The organism is Streptomyces sp. NPDC060027, from assembly GCF_042737005.1.
GTDB lineage: Bacteria > Actinomycetota > Actinomycetes > Streptomycetales > Streptomycetaceae > Streptomyces.
On the sequence record NZ_JBHWVI010000037.1, the window covers coordinates 1 to 16,590 of the forward strand.

Genomic DNA, 16,590 nt, shown 5'->3' on the forward strand with positions numbered 1-16,590 from the left:
GGGGCGGGGGGGGGTTACAGAAACCCGTCCCGGGCTAACGCGGTTCTTTCCGGGGGGGGGGGGGGGGGTCGGGGGGGGGGGGGGGGGGCGCCCCCCCGGCCACCCCCCCACGCTCGCCGAACACCTTCTTCGCGACCAGGGTCGCGTTCATCGCCTTCGGGATGCCGCAGTAGACGGCGGAGTGCAGCAGCGCCTCGACGATCTGTTCCGAGGAGAGTCCCACGTTCAGCGCCGCGTTGACGTGCACCTCCAGCTGGGTCTCGCAGCCGCCGAGCGCGGTGAGCATGCCGAGGGTCACCAACTGGCGGTCGCGCGGGGCGAGTCCGGGCCGGTCGTAGATGTCGCCGAAGGCCCAGGCGACGATCTGGTGGCCCAGCTCCTGGTTGACGTCGCCGAGCGCGTCCACCACCCGCCGGCCGGCCTCGCCGTCCACCCGCTCAAGGATCTTCAGGCCGTGTTCGAAGCGCTCCTCGCGGGTGGTGGACGCGCTGCTCTGCGGGGTGTCGCTCATGTCGGTCCGTCCGATCCCGGCTGGTCCAGCAGCCGTTCGTAGTGGTCGATCTTGCTGTCGAGGGACGCGGCATTCCGGCGCAGTGCGCGAATCCGGTCCTCGAGTCCGGCGCGGTGTTCGCGGAGCATCGCGAGCCGGTCGGGGACCGTGGCGTCACCGCGGGAGCGCAGCTCCGCGAACCGCTGCATGTCCGCGATGGACATGCCCGTCTCGCGCAGCCTGATGAGGAACTCCAGCCAGGCCAGGTCCGTCGCCGCGTAACGCCGCTGGTTCCCGGTGGTCCGGCCGACCCGTTCGATCAGGCCGGCCTTCTCGTAGTACCGCAGCGTGTCGTGCGAGAGCCCGGTGCGCTCGACGACCTGGGCGATCGTGAGCGTCGGTTCCGCGGCACGTGGGAGGGGATGTCCGCCGGTCATGAGGAAACCGTAGAACCTGGAGTGCGCTCCAGGTCAAGGACGGTCGGAGGCGCGGCCCGTGGGCCGGTTCGAGGTGACCCGAGATCAGAGAGCGAGGCACGCCCGAGCCGCGCGAACCCCGCCCTGGACCGAACGGTCGGCCCACTCCGGCCGGAGTGGACCGAACGCTCGCCCCACTCCGGCCAGAGCCGAGTCAGAGGCGTCGGGTTAGGGCGCCGAGTGAGGGACGCCGGGTCAGAGGTGCCGAGTCGGAGGTCCGGGTCAGGGGGCGCCGAGTCAGGCGTGCCGTCAGGGGCGCCGGGGCAGAGCCGCCGGGTCAGGAGCGGCGGCGGGGCTTGCCGCGCTTCGCGCCGCCCTTCGGGCCGCCGGAACCGCTGCTCCGGGGGTTCTTGCCCGTCGCCTTGCCACCCGTCCCGCCCGCCGCGGGCTTGCGTCGCGCGCCGCCCGAGTCCGACTTCCGGGGCTTGGCCGTGCCCGAGGCCTTCTGCTGCGCCGCGGCCGGGGTCTGGGAGCGCCCTCGCGTGCTGTTGACCGTCCGGCCGCGCACGATGCCGATGAGGTCCTCCACCAGGTCGGTGGTCCGGTCCTCGGGCCAGGCCAGGGCGACGCGTGACTCGGGCGCGTCCGTGACCGTCCGGTAGGTGAGGTCCTTGCGGTGGTGGAGGCGGGCCAGGGACTGCGGAACCACCACGACCCCGATGCCGGCCGCGACGAGCTCGACGGCGTCCTCCGTACCGGCGGGCCGCTCCAGCGCGGGCTTCCCCGGCAGGCGCTCCCAGTCCAGCGGGTCGTCGAGAGGGTGCAGCACGATGTCGTCGGCGAGGTCCTCGCCGGAGACCTGCTCGACCGCCGCCACGATGTGATCCTTCGGGACCACGACGACCGTCGTCTCGGTGTAGAGAGGGATCGCGCTGAGGTCGGCCCCGTCGACCGGCAGCCGGACGAAGCCCGCGTCCGCGTCGCCGCTCCGCAGCATGCCGTACACCTCGGCGGCGGACACCGGGACGAGGGTCAGCGGTACGCCGGGCAGCCGCTCGTTCCAGATCCGCACCCATTTCGAGGGGGTCACCCCCGGAACGTAGGCGAGCCTGAACGAGGGGGATGCTTCGGAGCCGGTCACCACGTCAGATTACCCGGCGTGCCCGGGGGTGCCGTACCGGCGATGGTCGGCGGGAGCCCGCGCGCTCGATACCCTTGACCCATGAGTTCGCACCAGACCGCCCAGACGATGAAGCCCGCCACCGCGGCCAAGAAGCTGGGTGTGTACCTCGAGGCCACCCCCGCCGAGTTCCAGGAGGGTGTCGTCTCCCGTGCCGAGCTGAACGCGTTGCAGACCGACCCGCCGGAGTGGCTCCAGGAGCTGCGCCGCAACGGCCCGCACCCGCGGCCGGTCGTCGCGGCCAAGCTCGGTGTCTCCATCGCGGGCCTCGCCCGCGGCGGCGTCAGCGAGGCGCTCACCACCGAGCAGATCGAGGCGCTGAAGACCGAGGAGCCCGAGTGGCTGCGACGTGAGCGCGCCACTCAGGCGGAGGTCCGCAAGGAATCGGCGCGCATCAAGGAGAAGAACGCGGAGCAGGCCGCCAAGCCTTCCTGACCCGAGCTGTCACGGGGCGACAGCTCTCGCCGCAGGTCACACGGCCTAGGTGTGGGGAAGCCGGGTCACCTCGGTGACGGCCAGGGGGTTCGGGAGCGCCCCCGAGTCGAGGGTGACCGCGAGCTGCTCGGCCGACTCCCGGTTGAAGCCTCCGGAGATCTCCGCCTGGCCGCCGCCGAGGCTCTGGCTGACGGACGGGGCGGAGATCACGGCGCCGTCCAGGACGATGGCGCACTGGTTCTGCGGTGCCTGGTGCGTGGACAGGTCCGCGGTCAGGGCCGCGAACCGCTCGGTGCCGACGGAGTCGAAGTCCAGCCGCACGGTCCAGCCTCGGCCCTGTTCGTCGTGCGCCGCCTCGGCCGAGGCGACATGGGCCCCGTCCACGGCCGTCGGACCCAGCAGGTACTTGGCGGGCGGGGAGTCGGCGCCGCCGTCGGCTCCACAGGCGACGACGGAGTCCCGCGCGTCTCCGTCCGCCTCCGTCGGCCTGTGGTGCTGTGAGCAGTCCAGCACCACGAAGCGCCGCTGGAGCGCCGCGTCGACCGCGCTCCCCTCTGCCGGGCCGGGCGCGGCGGAGGCGGACGCCGAGCCGGTGACACGAGGGCGCAGACCCTCGGTGACGGCCCGCCCTTGCGCCGGATCGGGGCTGGGGGAGGGCTGCGGCGTGAGCGAGGGGCTGAGCGTCTCCGTCGCCAGCACGGGCCGGAAGCCGAGCCGGCCGGACGCCCCCAGCTCCGTCAGACGCTTCTCGTCGGCGGTGGGCCCGGTGACGGTGATCGTGCCCCCGCGTGCCTCCACCCGCACACCCGTGAGCCCCAGCGCCTCGGCGCGCGCCCGCATCCGGTCCGCGTTGCGGCGCAGGGCCGCGGAACCCAGGGGCGACGACCCGGCGAAGGTCACCACGGACCGCCGGCCGTCCGCCGTGGCCGAGGGGGCGGCGACGCCGCTACGGGCGGACCCCGCCGTGCCCGAAGAACGACCGCCGGAGCCGGAACTGGAGCCGGAGCAGGCGGCGAGCGTCGCCGCGGCGACGCAGATGAGGAGAGCCGTGCGCGGGGCCCGGGGGAGACGCATGCGGGGATGGTTCCAATCCGATGGCGTCCGGTGAGGTCGATGCCAGGGTTTGATCGCAATTCATCCGCCGGGTCGTGCTTTTCCTTCGGTTCCGATCATCTGATGTCCGGTGGAGGGGGTTGCACCGGCGTGGGTGTGGGGATCGGATCATCGTCGGAGGTGCACCGGGGCACCCATCCGGCTGCCGCCGGCCGGCGGGGTGCGCGCAGGTGCCGAGGCCGAGCCGCGAACAAGATTGCATAAACGTGCAGCGATACGTATAGTCATGCCATCCAAGAGGAGGGTTCCATGGCGGTACGTGCGGCGGTGGCGGGAGCGAGTGGGTACGCGGGCGGGGAACTGCTGCGTCTGCTCCTGGCACACCCCGAGATCGAGATCGGCGCCCTGACCGGCAACTCCAACGCGGGCCAGCGGCTCGGTGCGCTCCAGCCGCATCTGCTGCCCCTCGCCGACCGCGTCCTCACGGAGACCACCCCCGAGGTGCTGGCCGGACACGACGTGGTGTTCCTCGCGCTGCCCCACGGGCAGTCCGCCGCGGTCGCCGAGCGGCTCGGCCCCGATGTCCTCGTCGTCGACATGGGCGCCGACTTCCGGCTGAAGAACCCCGCCGACTGGGAGCTGTTCTACGCCTCCGCGCACGCCGGGACCTGGCCGTACGGCCTCCCTGAACTGCCGGGCGCCCGCGCCGCGCTGGAGGGGTCCAAGCGCATCGCGGTGCCCGGTTGCTACCCGACGGCCGCCTCGCTCGCCCTCTTCCCGGCGTACGCGGCGGGGCTGGCCGAGAACGAGGCCGTCATCGTCGCCGCCTCCGGCACCTCGGGTGCCGGGAAGGCGCCCAAGGCGCACCTGCTCGGCAGCGAGGTCATGGGGTCGATGACGCCGTACGGCGTCGGCGGTGTCCACCGGCACACCCCCGAGATGATCCAGAACCTCACCGCGGCCGCCGGAGAGCCCGTCACCGTCTCCTTCACACCCACCCTCGCGCCCATGCCCCGCGGCATCCTCGCCACCTGCAGCGCCAAGGCGAAGCCCGGGGTCACCGCCGAGTCGGTCCGGGCCGCCTACGAGAAGGCCTTCGCCGACGAGCCCTTCGTCCACCTCCTGCCCGAGGGGCAATGGCCCGCCACGGCGTCCGTCTACGGTTCCAACGCCGTTCAGGTCCAGGTCGCGTACGACGCCGCCGCGCACCGCATCATCGCGATCAGCGCCATCGACAACCTGACCAAGGGCACCGCGGGCGGTGCCGTCCAGAGCATGAACCTCGCCCTCGGTCTCCCCGAGGAGCTGGGACTTTCCACGATCGGAGTCGCACCGTGAGCGTCACGGCAGCACAGGGATTCACCGCGGCCGGAGTCGCCGCGGGGATCAAGCAGAACGGCAACCCGGACCTGGCCCTCGTGGTCAACAACGGGCCCCGCCGCGCCGCCGCGGGCGTCTTCACCTCCAACCGCGTGAAGGCCGCGCCGGTCCTCTGGTCGGAACAGGTCCTCAAGAGCGGTCAGTTGACCGCGGTCGTCCTCAACTCCGGTGGAGCCAACGCCTGTACGGGACCCAAGGGCTTCCAGGACACCCACGCCACCGCCGAGAAGGTCGCCGAGGCGCTCGGTGACCTGGGCGCGGGCAGCGTCGCCGTGTGCTCGACCGGCCTCATCGGCGTGCTCCTGCCGATGGACAAACTGCTTCCCGGCATCGACCTGGCCGTCGCCGAACTCGGTCCGCACGGCGGCGAGAAGGCCGCCATCGCCATCAAGACCACCGACACCTTGCACAAGACGTCGGTCGTGACGCGCGGAGGCTGGACCGTCGGCGGCATGGCCAAGGGCGCCGGCATGCTCGCCCCCGGCCTCGCCACCATGCTCGTCGTGCTCACCACCGACGCGGACGTGGACAGCGAGAACCTCGACCGGGCGCTGCGCGACGCCACCCGCACCACCTTCGACCGCGTCGACTCCGACGGCTGCATGTCCACCAACGACACCGTGCTGCTGCTCGCCTCCGGAGCCAGTGAAGTCACCCCGGAGTACGCGGAGTTCGCCGAGGCCGTACGCGCGGTCTGCGACGACCTCGGTCAGCAGCTGATCCGCGACGCCGAGGGCGCCAGCAAGGACATCAAGGTCGAGGTGATCAACGCCGCGACCGAGGACGACGCCGTCGAGGTGGGCCGCTCCATCGCCCGGAACAACCTCCTCAAGTGCGCCCTCCACGGCGAGGACCCCAACTGGGGCCGTGTGCTGTCCGCGATCGGCACCACCGCGGCCGCCTTCGAGCCCGACCGCCTCAACGTCGCCATCAACGGCGTCTGGGTCTGCAAGAACGGCGGAGTCGGCGAGGACCGCGAACTCGTCGACATGCGCTACCGCGAGGTCCACATCGTCGCGGACCTCGCCGCGGGCGACGCGACCGCCACGATCTGGACCAACGACCTCACCGCCGACTACGTCCACGAGAACAGCGCGTACTCCTCATGAGCAATGTGACCCGCAAGCACACCGCTCTGCCCAAGGCGCAGATCCTCATCGAGGCGCTGCCCTGGCTGACCCGGCACCGCGGCAAGACCGTCGTCGTCAAGTTCGGCGGCAACGCCATGATCGACGCCGAGCTGAAGGCCGCCTTCGCCCAGGACATCGTGTTCCTGCACCACGCGGGCCTCAAGCCGGTCGTCGTGCACGGCGGCGGACCGCAGATCAGCGCCGCCCTCGACCGCCACGGCATCGTCAGCGAGTTCAAGGCGGGCCTGCGGGTCACCACCGAGGACGCGATGGACGTCGTCCGCATGGTGCTGGCCGGACAGGTCCAGCGCGAGCTGGTCGGGCTCCTCAACGAGCACGGACCGCTCGCCGTCGGCCTCACCGGCGAGGACGCGCACACCATCACCGCGACCAAGCACCAGCCCACGATCGACGGCCAGTTGGTCGACATCGGGCGGGTGGGCGAGATCACCGCGATCGACACGGGCGCGATCGAGGCGCTGCTCGCCGACGGCCGGATCCCGGTCGTCTCCTCGATCGCCCGGAGCCAGGACGACGGACATGTCTACAACGTCAATGCTGATACGGCGGCTGCGGCACTCGCTGCCGCGCTGGGCGCCGAAACGCTCATGGTCCTCACGGACGTCGAGGGTCTCTACGAGGACTGGCCGAACAGCGACGAGGTGATCAGCCGCCTCACCGCCTCCCAGCTGGAGAAGCTCCTTCCCGAGCTGGCCAGCGGCATGGTGCCGAAGATGGAGGGCTGTCTGCACGCCGTGCGCAACGGCGTCACCACCGCCCGTGTCATCGACGGCCGGGTCCAGCACTCGATCCTGCTGGAGATCTTCACCGACGAAGGCATCGGCACGATGGTCGTGCCGGACGACGAGGAAGCGGGGGACGCGGCATGACCGGCAACGAAGAGCTCACCCAGCGGTGGCAGGGCGCGCTCATGGACAACTACGGCACCCCGCGACTGCCGCTCGTCCGCGGCGCCGGAACCAAGCTGTGGGACGCCGACGGCAAGGAGTACCTCGACTTCGTCGGCGGTATCGCGGTCAACGCGCTCGGTCACGGCCACCCCGCGATCGTCGAGGCCGTGACCCGGCAGATCGGCTCCCTCGGCCATGTCTCGAACCTCTTCGTCGCCGAACCGCCCGTCGCGCTCGCCGAACGGCTGCTCCAGCTCTTCGGCCGCGAGGGCCGGGTGTACTTCTGCAACTCGGGCGCCGAGGCCAACGAGGGCGCCTTCAAGATCGGCCGGCTGACCGGCCGGGCCCATATGGTCGCCACCACCGGCGCCTTCCACGGCCGGACCATGGGCGCCCTCGCGCTCACCGGCCAGCCCGGCAAGCAGGAACCCTTCCTGCCGCTGCCCGGCGATGTCACGCACGTCCCGTACGGCGACGCGCAGGCCCTCGCCGAGGCGGTCACCCAGGACACCGCGCTGGTGATCATCGAGCCCGTCCAGGGCGAGAACGGCGTGGTCGTGCCGCCCCCCGGCTACCTCAAGGCGGCCCGCGCGATCACCGCGGCCAACGGCGCCCTGCTCGTGCTGGACGAGGTGCAGACCGGAATCGGCCGTACCGGCCACTGGTTCGAGTACCAGGCCCACGAGGGCGTCCTGCCCGACGTGGTCACGCTCGCCAAGGGGCTCGGCGGCGGACTGCCGCTCGGTGCCACCGTCGCGTTCGGCCGCGCCGCCGGGCTGCTGAAGCCCGGCCACCACGGCACGACCTTCGGCGGCAACCCGGTCGTCTGCGCCGCGGGACTCGCCGTGCTCGACACGATCGAGTCCGAGGGACTCCTGGAGAACGTGAAGCGCGCGAGCGAGAAGCTGCGGGACGGAATCGAGGCCGCCGGCGGCGGTTCCGGACATCCGTTGATCGACCATGTCCGGGGTGCGGGACTGCTCCTGGGTATCGTGCTCACCGAGCCGCTCGCGCCCCAGGTGCAGCAGGCGGCTCAGGACGCCGGTTTCCTGGTGAACGCGCCCGCCCCCGATGTCGTACGGCTGATGCCGCCGCTGAATCTCGGCGATGACGAAGTGGACGCGTTCCTCCGGGCCCTTCCCGGCATCCTCGACGCAGCCAACGGGGACGGATGATCCCGAGAAATGGGACGACGACGATGAGTCAGGCGCAGGACCACGAGCACGCAGGGCCTGCCGTGCCGCAGACCCGCACCGCACGCCACCGCCGGATCGTGGACATCCTCAACCGACAACCGGTGCGCTCGCAGAGCCAGTTGGCGAAGCTCCTCGCCGACGACGGACTGAACGTCACCCAGGCGACGCTCTCCCGGGACCTCGACGAGCTGAACGCGGTGAAGATCCGCAACAACGACGGCGACCTCATCTACGCGGTGCCGAGCGAGGGCGGGTTCCGCACCCCGCGAGCGCCGCTGGGGGAGTCGGCGAAGGAGGAGCGGATGCGCAGGCTCTCCTCGGAGCTGCTGATTTCCGCGGAGGCCTCGGCGAATCTCGTGGTCCTGCGCACCCCGCCGGGGGCGGCTCAGTTCCTCGCCTCGGCGATCGACCAGGCGGAGCTGCACGACATCCTCGGGACGATCGCGGGTGACGACACCCTGCTGCTGATCAGCCGCGGTCCGACGGGTGGGCAGGCACTGGCCGATCACCTGCTGCGGCTGGCCCAGAACCATCACTGACAGGTACGACGGCGGAGGCGCGCCCCGGAAAGGGGTGCGCCTCGGCTGGTGTCTGCCTCGGCTGGTGTGCCTCTGACACGGGGGTGGGCGCGGCCGACCGACGGGCACCCGCGCTCCTGCCCCTGAAGGGACCGGTCAGCCCAGACGCCGGGCGAGCCCGCCCGTGCATCTGACCTCGTCGCCCGCCGTGATGAGCAGGGCCTCCACGTCCGGAAGCGACTCCAGCCAGTCGAGCCCCGCCCGCGAGCCCATCGCGAAGGCGGCCGTCGCCCAGGCGTCCACCCAGGTCAGACGGGGACCCACCACGGTCACGGCCAGCAGGTCGGTGACCGCCGACCTGCCGGTGCGGGGGTCGACGATGTGGGCGCCGCGTTCGGCGGTGCCGGAGGTCGCCACGGCCAGCTCGTCGACGCCGGCCGCGGAGACCACGGCGGCGAGCGAGCCCGGGCGGAGCGGATCCGACACGCCCACCCGCCAGGGGCGGTGCGGCCCGGGGACGCCGCACAGCTGCACGTCGCCGCCGCCGTTGACGCTCACTCCGCTCGCCCCGGCCGCGACCAGGTGCAGGGCCGCGCGTTCGGCCGCCCAGCCCTTGACGATCCCCGTCGGATCGAGCTGCCCCTCGTACCGTGTGCTGAACCAGCCGTCGCTGACCCGTTCCGCCTCCGCGCCCAGTTCGAGCACTTCGGCGACCTCCGGGTCGCACTCCTCGACGGTGAGCTCTCCGCGCACCAGCCGCGAGATCTGACTGTCCTCGCGGTAGGTGCTGAACACCTCGTCCACGCGGTGGAGTCGGGCGATCGCCTCCTCCAACGCCGTGCGCACGGCGGCCGGTTCCCCGCCGCGCACGTCGAAGGAGAAGACGGTGCCCATCACTTCCTCGGCGTGGCGCAGCGCCGACGGTGCCTCCTCCGCGGGTTCAGCCACCGGCCTTGTCCAGGGCCGACTGCAGGGACTTCTTGTATCCGCCGCTGGTGTAGGTGGCGCCGGAGACGGCGTCGATGTCGGCGCTGCCGCCGGCCGCGACGGCCTCCTGGTTGAGCTTCGGGACCGCGTCGTCGCTGACTTCCGTGCTGCGCCCGCCGCTCGGCGCCTGGACCGCCTCGGCCTTGGTGACCTTGGTGCCGCTGAACGTGAGACGGACCTGGACGGGGCCGTACTGGGTCTGGGCGATCGTGCCGGTGATGATGCGGGTCTCCGCGGCCGGGGCCTTCGGCGACGGGGACGCAGCCCCGGCCGCTCCCGAGGACTCCGACGAGCCGCCGGCGGTCTTCGCCTTGTCCAGGGCCGACTGCAGGGACTTCTTGTATCCGCCGCTCGTGTAGGTGGCGCCCGAGACGGCGTCGATGTCGGCGCTCTGCGCCGTGAGCACCGCCTTGTTGAGTTCGGGTACCGCGAGGGCGGTCTTCTGGCTGCTGGTTCCGCCCTCGGGGGCCTGGACCGCGTCGGCCTTGGTGATCTTGCCGCCGCTCATGGTCAGCCGCACCTGGACCGGACCGTACTGGGTCTTCACCACGTCACCGGTGACGGTCCGGGTACCCGACTGCTGGGCGCTGCCGCCCTGCGGCGACTCCTGCCCGGCCGCGGTCTGCTGGGGCGCCGCTCCGCCCTGCGCCGACGCGGCGGCCGGATCGGACGCCGGTTTGAGCGCGAGCAGCAGCACGATTCCGGACACGGTGGCGGCGGTCGCGAGCATGAACCGCCGTATGGGGTGACTCTTCTTCATCGCTCCTGACTCCCGTCGCTCACATCTCGAACGACTCGTGATGGATGCGGCGGGCGGGGACCCCCGCGCCGCGCAGTGCGTCGTACACCTGCTGCGCGAAGCCGGGCGGCCCGCACATGAAGACGTCGTGGCTGTCGATGTCGGGCAGCTTGCGGCGCAGGGACTCCGCCGAGATGTCCGGGCGCTCGCCGTCGGGGCTGTTCACCGCGTACATCAGACGCGCCCCGCGCTCCTGGGAGATGGCGGCGAGCTCGTCCCACAGGGCCAGGTCCTGGGTGGTGTTGGCGCGGTAGAGCAGCGTGAGGTCGCCGGACGCGCCGGGGAGGGTCTCGAACAGGGCCCGCATCGGGGTGATGCCGACACCACCCGCCACCAGGAGCACCTTGCCGCGACTGCGCTTGCCGGCCGTCAGGGCTCCGTACGGGCCCTCGGCCCACACCCGGGTGCCCGGCTCCAGATCGCGCAGGGCGGCGCTGTGGTCGCCGATCGCCTTCACGGTGATGCGGAGCATGTTGGGGCGGGGTGCCGCCGAGAGCGAGTACGGGTGGGAGCTGAAACGCATCCCGGGTGCCAGGAAGCGCCAGCGGAAGAACTGCCCTGCCTCCGCGCCCATCCGGTGCAGCTTGCGCCCGCTGATCAGTACCGACACGATGCCGGGCGTCTCCTCGATGACCGCCTCGACCCGCATCCGGTGCTTCACGTTCAGCCGGACAGGAGAAAGGATTCGGTACCAGAGGACCAGCGCCGTCACCGACCCGTACAGCCCGTACCAGACGGTCTTGGCGACGGGTTCCACCGCGAAGTCGTTGCCGGTGGACAGCTGGTGCCAGAACGTCAGGAACACGGCGGCGTACGTCAGCAGGTGGACGTGGTACCAGGTGTCGTACGGGATCAGCCGGCGCAGCCAGCCCATGGAGATGAACCCGATCAGCACGAGCAGGCCCGTGCCGATCGCGGCTTTGCCCATGTCGGGGAGCTGGTTGACCGAGTCGACGGTCTGCTGGACGATCCCGCCGAGACTGCTGCCGGACTGCAGGGCATAGCCCCACATCGTCAGGAAGAGGTGGGCGAGGACCAGGCAGATCGTGTAGCGGCCGGTCATCGCGTGCCAGCGCGCCACCCGGTCGGATCCCACCCTGCGTTCCAGGGCGGGCACGCGGGCCATCTGCAGCACCACGAGTGCCATCAGATATCCGGCGAGCAGCCCGGTGATGCGGCCCGCGTTGAGGATCCTGCCGTTGTTGTCCGCGATGGACGGGGTGTTGTTCCACCACAGCCAGATGACTCCCGCCGCGCCCGCCCAGACGGCGATCAGCAGCGGTACGGCGGGCGAGCGGCGAGGGCGGATTCGGCGCATGGTCTGGCGCCGCGCGGCGCGACCACCGGCGATCGTGGACACGGTTCCTCCGTGTTCGTCCTGGAGACGGGGCGAGGGGAGTGGCCCCCTGGCCCAGAGATACGGTCCACGACGCCCGTGCGTTCAGAGGCCGGCGGAGTCGAGTGCCGACTGGAGGGACTGCTTGTATCCGTCGCTGGTGTACGTGGCCCCCGAGACCGAGTCGATCCCCGCGCTCTGCGCGGCCAGCGCCTCACGCCTGAGCTGGGGAATCGCGTAGCTGTTGATCTCCTGGTCCCTGGGATTCTCCGAGGGGTAGGCGACCGCGGTCACCTCGGTGATCCTGCCGTTCTTCAGCGTGATCCGCACCTGGACCGGGCCCCAACGGGTCTGCACCGTGTCGCCGGTGACGGTTTTGCTCTTCGTGCTCTTCGTGCTCCCGGACGAGCCGGAGGAGCCCCCCGAGGAACTGCCCGAGGAGTCACCGGACGATCCTCCCGAGGAGGACGAGGAATGACCCACGGACGAGGACGCCTCGGCCGGTGTCGGTGGCGTGTGCGGCTTCAGCGAGAGCAGCAGGACGACACCGGTGACCGTGGTGGCGGCCGCCAGAGTCACCCGGCGCAGCGGACGGTTCTTCTTCAGCGCGTGCACGGCGGCCTCACAGCTCGAACGACTCGTGGTGGATACGACGGTCGGGGACACCCGCTGTGCGAAGCGCCCCGTAGAGATCCCGCGCCAGCGCGGGAGGTCCGCAGAGGTAGACGTCGTGCTCGGCGATGTCCGGCACGCTCTCGCGGAGCGACTCGGCGGTGAGCCGTGGGCGCGTGCCGTCGGCGGCGTTGACGGCGTACAGGACGCGGGCCCCGCGCCACCGCGCGATGGCCTGCAGCTCGCCGCCCAGCGCCAGGTCCTCGGCCGTGCGCGCCCGGTAGAGCAGCGTGACCTGTCCCTGCAGCGTCTCGAACAGGGCGCGCAGCGGCGTGATGCCCACGCCGCCCGCGATCAGCAGGGCCTTCGACGACGTGCTCCGGTCGGCGGTCAGTGAGCCGTACGGGCCCTCGGCCCACACCCGGGTGCCGGGCCGCAGCAGTCCGACGGCCGCGCTGTGGTCGCCGAGCGCCTTCACCGTGATTCGCATCCGGTCCGGCCGGGGCGGCGCCGACAGCGAGTACGGCGTCGAGGTCCACCGCATCCCGTCCGCGAGGAACCTCCAGCGGAAGAACTGGCCCGGCCGGGCGTTCAGCTCGTCCAGTCGCTCACCGCGGACCACGACGGAGAAGACTCCGGGGGACTCCCGGTGCACGGCCTCCACGCGCAGCCGGTGGCGCAGGTTGAGCCGTACCGGGGCGAGCAGCCGGAACCATACGACGAGCGCGGCCGTACCGAGGTAGAGCGTGTACCAGGCGGCCCGCGCGGCCTGGTTGCCGACGAAGTCGGAGCCGAGCGCGAGCTGGTGGAAGAAGGCCAGGAAGACCGCCGCGTAGGTCAGCAGGTGCACGTAGTACCAGAACTCGTGGCTGATCCTGCGGCGGGCCAGGCGCGCGGAGGTGATCCCGACGGCGAACAGGATCACCGCGCCGATTGTCGCCTTGAGCATGTCCGGATAGTCGAACACCACGCTCAGCGTCTCGTGCACGATGTCCGTCCCGTCCTGGGCGGCGTAGCCGAAGAGGATCAGCGTGACGTGCGCGACCAGCAGACAGATCGTGTAGCGGCCGGCCATGGCGTGCCAGCGGGCGACCCGGTCGGAGCCGATGCGCCGCTCCAGGAGCGGGACCCTGGCCATCAGCGCCACCAGGACGGCGCAGCTGTACCCGCACAGCAGCCCGGCGATCCGGCCCGCGTCCGTCAGCCATCCGGCCGTGCCCACCACCGACCCGGTGTCGGTCCACCACAGGGCGAGGACCCCGGCCGCTCCCGCCCACAACAGGGCCAGCAGGGGCCCCGCGGGCGAGGGCCGCGGTCGCCCGCGTCCTCGTGTCGGGCGCGGGTTCGCAGCCCGCTCGTACACCGTGGTCATGTTTCCGTCCTTCGTCCGGCTGTCCGGGAGGAAACTGTGCGTCCGGAACTTCTGAGGAGGCTCTGAACGGGCGGGTTCTGCGCGGACTCACAGCAAACTGAGAGCGGGGGAGGCGGAGAACAGGGGAAACGGCGGACGCGAGCGCGAGGTGACTCAGAGGAAACTCAGAGGCCACGCGGCAGGGCGCGGCCATCGGGAGGAGCGATGCTGGAAGGCGACATGAACGCTCCCACCCCAGACCCCGAGGCTCCCCGCGCCCCAGGCACCGACGCTCCCCGAGCCCCGGAGCCCGGCGCCGCCCGTGTCCCCGACACCGGTGCGCCCCGTGTCCCGGGCACCGGCGCTGTCGACTCCCGGGGCGCCGTCAGGCCGCCCTCGCTGACGCGGCCCGACGGCACGCCCGTACGCGTTCTCGTCGTCGACGACGATCCGGACCTGGCCGAGGTCCTCTCCGGCGCCCTGCGGTACGAGGGCTGGGAGGTCCGTACCGCGGGCGACGGTGCCTCGGCGGCCGCCGAGGCACGCGAACTGCTGCCCGACGCCGTCGTCCTCGACGTGATGCTCCCGGACACCGACGGCTTCACCGTGCTGCGCGAGCTGCACACCGTGCTGCCGGGCGTCTGCGTCCTCTTCCTCACCGCCCGGGACGCCGTGGAGGACCGCATCGCCGGCATCACGGCGGGCGGCGACGACTACGTCACCAAGCCGTTCAGCCTGGAGGAGGTCGTCGCCCGGCTGCGCGGACTGCTGCGCCGCGCGGGCATGGCCCGCCCGGTCGACGAGGGTCCACGGCTCGTCGTGGGGGACCTGGCGATGGACGAGGAGGCCCGCGAGGTGACCCGGGGCGGCGACCTGATCGAGCTGTCGCCGACCGAGTTCGAGCTGCTGCGCTTCCTGATGCGCAACCCGCGCCGCGTACTCAGCAAGGCGCAGATCCTCGACCGCGTCTGGTCCTACGACTTCGGGGGACAGGCCCATGTCGTCGAGCTCTACATCTCCTACCTGCGCAAGAAGGTCGACGCCGGCCGCGAGCCCATGATCCACACGGTCCGGGGCGCCGGGTACGTCATCAAACCCGCGGCGGGCCGGTGAGAGCGAGCGTGCGGGCCCGGGTCGGGCGATGGCGGGTCCGGCTCACAGCGGCCCTGCGCGCTCTGCCGCGGCCGCGCACGATGCGAGCCCGCCTCACCGCCGGGCTCGTGGTGCTGCTCGCCGTCAGCTGCGCCGCCGTCGGCGTGGCGGCGGTGTACGAACTGAGCGGCTTCCTCACCGGCCGCCTCGACCAGCAGCTGCAGGAAGCCGGCGTGCGGTTCCCGGCGAGCCTGGAGCACAACACGGCGAAGCCGTCCGACCACGACGGCGACGAACACGGCGACACCCGCCGGCAGAGTGCCGGCACGTTCGGAGCGCGCCTGGTGGGCGACGACGTCACCAACGCCGCGGTCGTGCCGTCCGGCACCACCACGGCCGTCCGGAACGTGGATCCGACCACCCACGACGAGGCGGTGCTGGCCGCGGTACCGGTGGACGGCCGTGCCCACACCGTCTGCCTCTCGGGGCTGGGGGACTACCGTGTGCTGGCGACGGACGGCCAGGACGGTGACCTGCTGATCACCGGATTGCCGACGGAGCCGGTCGAAGCGGCCGTCCACCGCCTGGAACTCGTCGCCTCCCTGGTCCTCGGCGTGGCCCTCGTCGTCGCCGGAGTCGCCGGGGCCCTGTGGGTGCGCTGGTCGCTCCGCCCGCTGAACCGGGTCGCCGCGACCGCCACGCGGGTCAGTGAACTCCCGCTCGCCAGCGGAGAGGTGGCGCTGCCCCCACGCGCGCCCGAGTCCGACCCGCGCAGCGAGGTGGGCCGGGTCGCCAGCGCCTTCAACCGCATGCTCGGTCATGTCGAGGACGCGCTCACCAAGCGGCACGCGAGCGAGGAACGGCTGCGCACCTTCGCCGCCGACGCCAGCCACGAGCTGCGCACCCCGGTCGCCTCGGTCCGCGGCCACGCCGAACTCGCACTGCTGCACCCCGGCCCGGTGCCCCCGAAGGTGACCCGCGCCCTCGAACGGATCGCCGCCGAGTCGGCGCGCATGGGGGAGATGGTCGACGACCTGCTGCTGCTCGCCCGTCTCGACGCCGGCCGCCCCCTGGAACGGCTTCCCGTCGACCTCACCCACCTCGTGCTCGACGCGGTCACCGATGCCCGCGCCACGGGTCCCGGTCATCGCTGGGTGCTGGAGCTGGCGGAGGAGCCGGTGACCGTGACCGGCGACGCCCATCGGCTCCACCAGGTGTTGGCCAACCTGTTGGCCAACGCCCGTGTGCATACGCCTGTCGGCACCCGGGTGACGGTGTCCTTGGAGGGTGCCGGCACGGAGGCCGTGCTGAGGGTCCACGACGACGGACCCGGCGTTCCCGAGGACGTCCGCCCCGGCGTCTTCGAACGCTTCGCCCGGGCGGACCGCCGCCGCGCGGACGGCGCCGGCACCGGAGCGGGGCTCGGTCTGTCGATCGTGGCGGCCGTGGTCGAGGCACACGGCGGCACGGTCGGCCTGGAGAGCCGGCCTGGAGCGACGACGTTCACCGTACGACTTCCCGCGGTCTGAACCGTGCCTGCCTGCCGGTTCGGCGCGGCTCGGGACGCGGCCCTCAGTCCCCGCAGCCACAGGGGCAGGGACGGGTCGGGGGCGGTTCGGCGGCTTCCCAGGGCGCGGTACGCCCGGTGTCGTGCGCCCGAGACGAGCGGTCCGCCCGTCGGCCGCGGCCCGAGGCGCGTTCCGG

At 72.0% G+C, this 16,590-nt stretch carries 17 protein-coding genes; 8 read left to right on the forward strand and 9 right to left on the reverse strand.

Annotation, left to right across the window (positions count from 1 at the left end):
- Window positions 1-34 precede the first annotated feature (34 nt).
- The 3 genes from ACFWBT_RS12440 to ACFWBT_RS12450 all read right to left on the reverse strand — a co-directional run bounded on the left by ACFWBT_RS12440 (window position 35) and on the right by ACFWBT_RS12450 (window position 2,047).
- Window positions 35-511, reverse strand: a complete 477-nt coding sequence (locus tag ACFWBT_RS12440; protein WP_385698710.1) for a carboxymuconolactone decarboxylase family protein — start codon at window positions 509-511, stop codon at window positions 35-37.
- Complete coding sequence (locus tag ACFWBT_RS12445) at window positions 508-927, reverse strand: MerR family transcriptional regulator (RefSeq protein WP_385698712.1); 420 nt, start codon at window positions 925-927, stop codon at window positions 508-510. Before ACFWBT_RS12445 ends, ACFWBT_RS12440 begins: the two co-directional genes overlap by 4 nt.
- Window positions 928-1,243: 316 nt before the next feature.
- Complete coding sequence (locus ACFWBT_RS12450) at window positions 1,244-2,047, reverse strand: LysR family transcriptional regulator substrate-binding protein (RefSeq protein WP_385698715.1); 804 nt, start codon at window positions 2,045-2,047, stop codon at window positions 1,244-1,246.
- A gap of 81 nt (window positions 2,048-2,128) precedes the next feature.
- Between ACFWBT_RS12450 and ACFWBT_RS12455 the strand changes: the two genes are divergently transcribed.
- Complete coding sequence (locus ACFWBT_RS12455) at window positions 2,129-2,521, forward strand: DUF5997 family protein (RefSeq protein ID WP_385698718.1); 393 nt, start codon at window positions 2,129-2,131, stop codon at window positions 2,519-2,521.
- Between the two features lie 45 nt (window positions 2,522-2,566).
- Here the strand turns inward: ACFWBT_RS12455 and ACFWBT_RS12460 are convergent, their stop codons facing one another.
- A complete protein-coding gene (locus ACFWBT_RS12460) occupies window positions 2,567-3,595 on the reverse strand; it encodes a hypothetical protein (protein WP_385698720.1) in 1,029 nt (342 codons plus the stop codon).
- A 288-nt stretch (window positions 3,596-3,883) separates the two neighbouring features.
- On the opposite strand from ACFWBT_RS12460, the gene argC reads away from it, so the two are divergent.
- Genes argC through ACFWBT_RS12485 form a run of 5 tightly spaced genes read left to right on the forward strand, consistent with a single transcriptional unit; the run spans window position 3,884 to window position 8,730 of the window.
- Window positions 3,884-4,912: an N-acetyl-gamma-glutamyl-phosphate reductase gene (argC, locus tag ACFWBT_RS12465; protein WP_266756680.1), complete on the forward strand. Its 1,029-nt coding sequence runs from the start codon at window positions 3,884-3,886 to the stop codon at window positions 4,910-4,912.
- The gene (gene argJ, locus ACFWBT_RS12470) at window positions 4,909-6,063 is read left to right on the forward strand and encodes a bifunctional glutamate N-acetyltransferase/amino-acid acetyltransferase ArgJ (RefSeq protein WP_385698723.1); all 1,155 of its coding nucleotides are present in this window, start codon (window positions 4,909-4,911) and stop codon (window positions 6,061-6,063) included. Before argC ends, argJ begins: the two co-directional genes overlap by 4 nt.
- Window positions 6,060-6,974 carry an acetylglutamate kinase gene (gene argB, locus ACFWBT_RS12475; protein ID WP_385698726.1) on the forward strand — a complete coding sequence of 305 codons (915 nt, stop codon included), beginning with the start codon at window positions 6,060-6,062 and terminating at the stop codon, window positions 6,972-6,974. The genes argJ and argB overlap by 4 nt, the downstream gene beginning before the upstream one ends.
- Complete coding sequence (locus tag ACFWBT_RS12480) at window positions 6,971-8,170, forward strand: acetylornithine transaminase (protein ID WP_385698728.1); 1,200 nt, start codon at window positions 6,971-6,973, stop codon at window positions 8,168-8,170. The genes argB and ACFWBT_RS12480 overlap by 4 nt, the downstream gene beginning before the upstream one ends.
- Before the next feature lie 23 nt (window positions 8,171-8,193).
- Window positions 8,194-8,730 carry an arginine repressor gene (locus ACFWBT_RS12485; protein WP_266756659.1) on the forward strand — a complete coding sequence of 179 codons (537 nt, stop codon included), beginning with the start codon at window positions 8,194-8,196 and terminating at the stop codon, window positions 8,728-8,730.
- Between the two features lie 135 nt (window positions 8,731-8,865).
- Here ACFWBT_RS12485 and ACFWBT_RS12490 read toward each other — a convergent pair whose 3' ends face one another.
- The 5 genes from ACFWBT_RS12490 to ACFWBT_RS12510 all read right to left on the reverse strand — a co-directional run bounded on the left by ACFWBT_RS12490 (window position 8,866) and on the right by ACFWBT_RS12510 (window position 13,815).
- Complete coding sequence (locus tag ACFWBT_RS12490; RefSeq protein WP_385698731.1) at window positions 8,866-9,657, reverse strand: FAD:protein FMN transferase; 792 nt, start codon at window positions 9,655-9,657, stop codon at window positions 8,866-8,868.
- Entirely contained in the window at window positions 9,650-10,456 is an 807-nt protein-coding gene (locus ACFWBT_RS12495; RefSeq protein ID WP_385698734.1) for an FMN-binding protein, read from the reverse strand. Before ACFWBT_RS12495 ends, ACFWBT_RS12490 begins: the two co-directional genes overlap by 8 nt.
- 19 nt (window positions 10,457-10,475) lie before the next feature.
- Window positions 10,476-11,813 (reverse strand): ferric reductase-like transmembrane domain-containing protein, encoded by a 1,338-nt coding sequence (locus tag ACFWBT_RS12500; RefSeq protein ID WP_385698822.1) that lies wholly within the window; start codon window positions 11,811-11,813, stop codon window positions 10,476-10,478.
- Between the two features lie 123 nt (window positions 11,814-11,936).
- Window positions 11,937-12,446 (reverse strand): FMN-binding protein, encoded by a 510-nt coding sequence (locus ACFWBT_RS12505; RefSeq protein ID WP_385698737.1) that lies wholly within the window; start codon window positions 12,444-12,446, stop codon window positions 11,937-11,939.
- A 7-nt stretch (window positions 12,447-12,453) separates the two neighbouring features.
- Complete coding sequence (locus ACFWBT_RS12510; protein ID WP_385698739.1) at window positions 12,454-13,815, reverse strand: ferric reductase-like transmembrane domain-containing protein; 1,362 nt, start codon at window positions 13,813-13,815, stop codon at window positions 12,454-12,456.
- Window positions 13,816-14,034: 219 nt separating this feature from the next.
- On the opposite strand from ACFWBT_RS12510, the gene ACFWBT_RS12515 reads away from it, so the two are divergent.
- Together ACFWBT_RS12515 and ACFWBT_RS12520 are read left to right on the forward strand one after the other, a co-directional pair.
- Window positions 14,035-14,907 (forward strand): winged helix-turn-helix domain-containing protein, encoded by an 873-nt coding sequence (locus tag ACFWBT_RS12515; RefSeq protein WP_385698742.1) that lies wholly within the window; start codon window positions 14,035-14,037, stop codon window positions 14,905-14,907.
- A gap of 80 nt (window positions 14,908-14,987) precedes the next feature.
- On the forward strand, window positions 14,988-16,415 hold the full coding sequence (locus tag ACFWBT_RS12520; RefSeq protein WP_385698824.1) for a sensor histidine kinase: 1,428 nt from the start codon (window positions 14,988-14,990) through the stop codon (window positions 16,413-16,415).
- Window positions 16,416-16,590 lie beyond the last annotated feature (175 nt).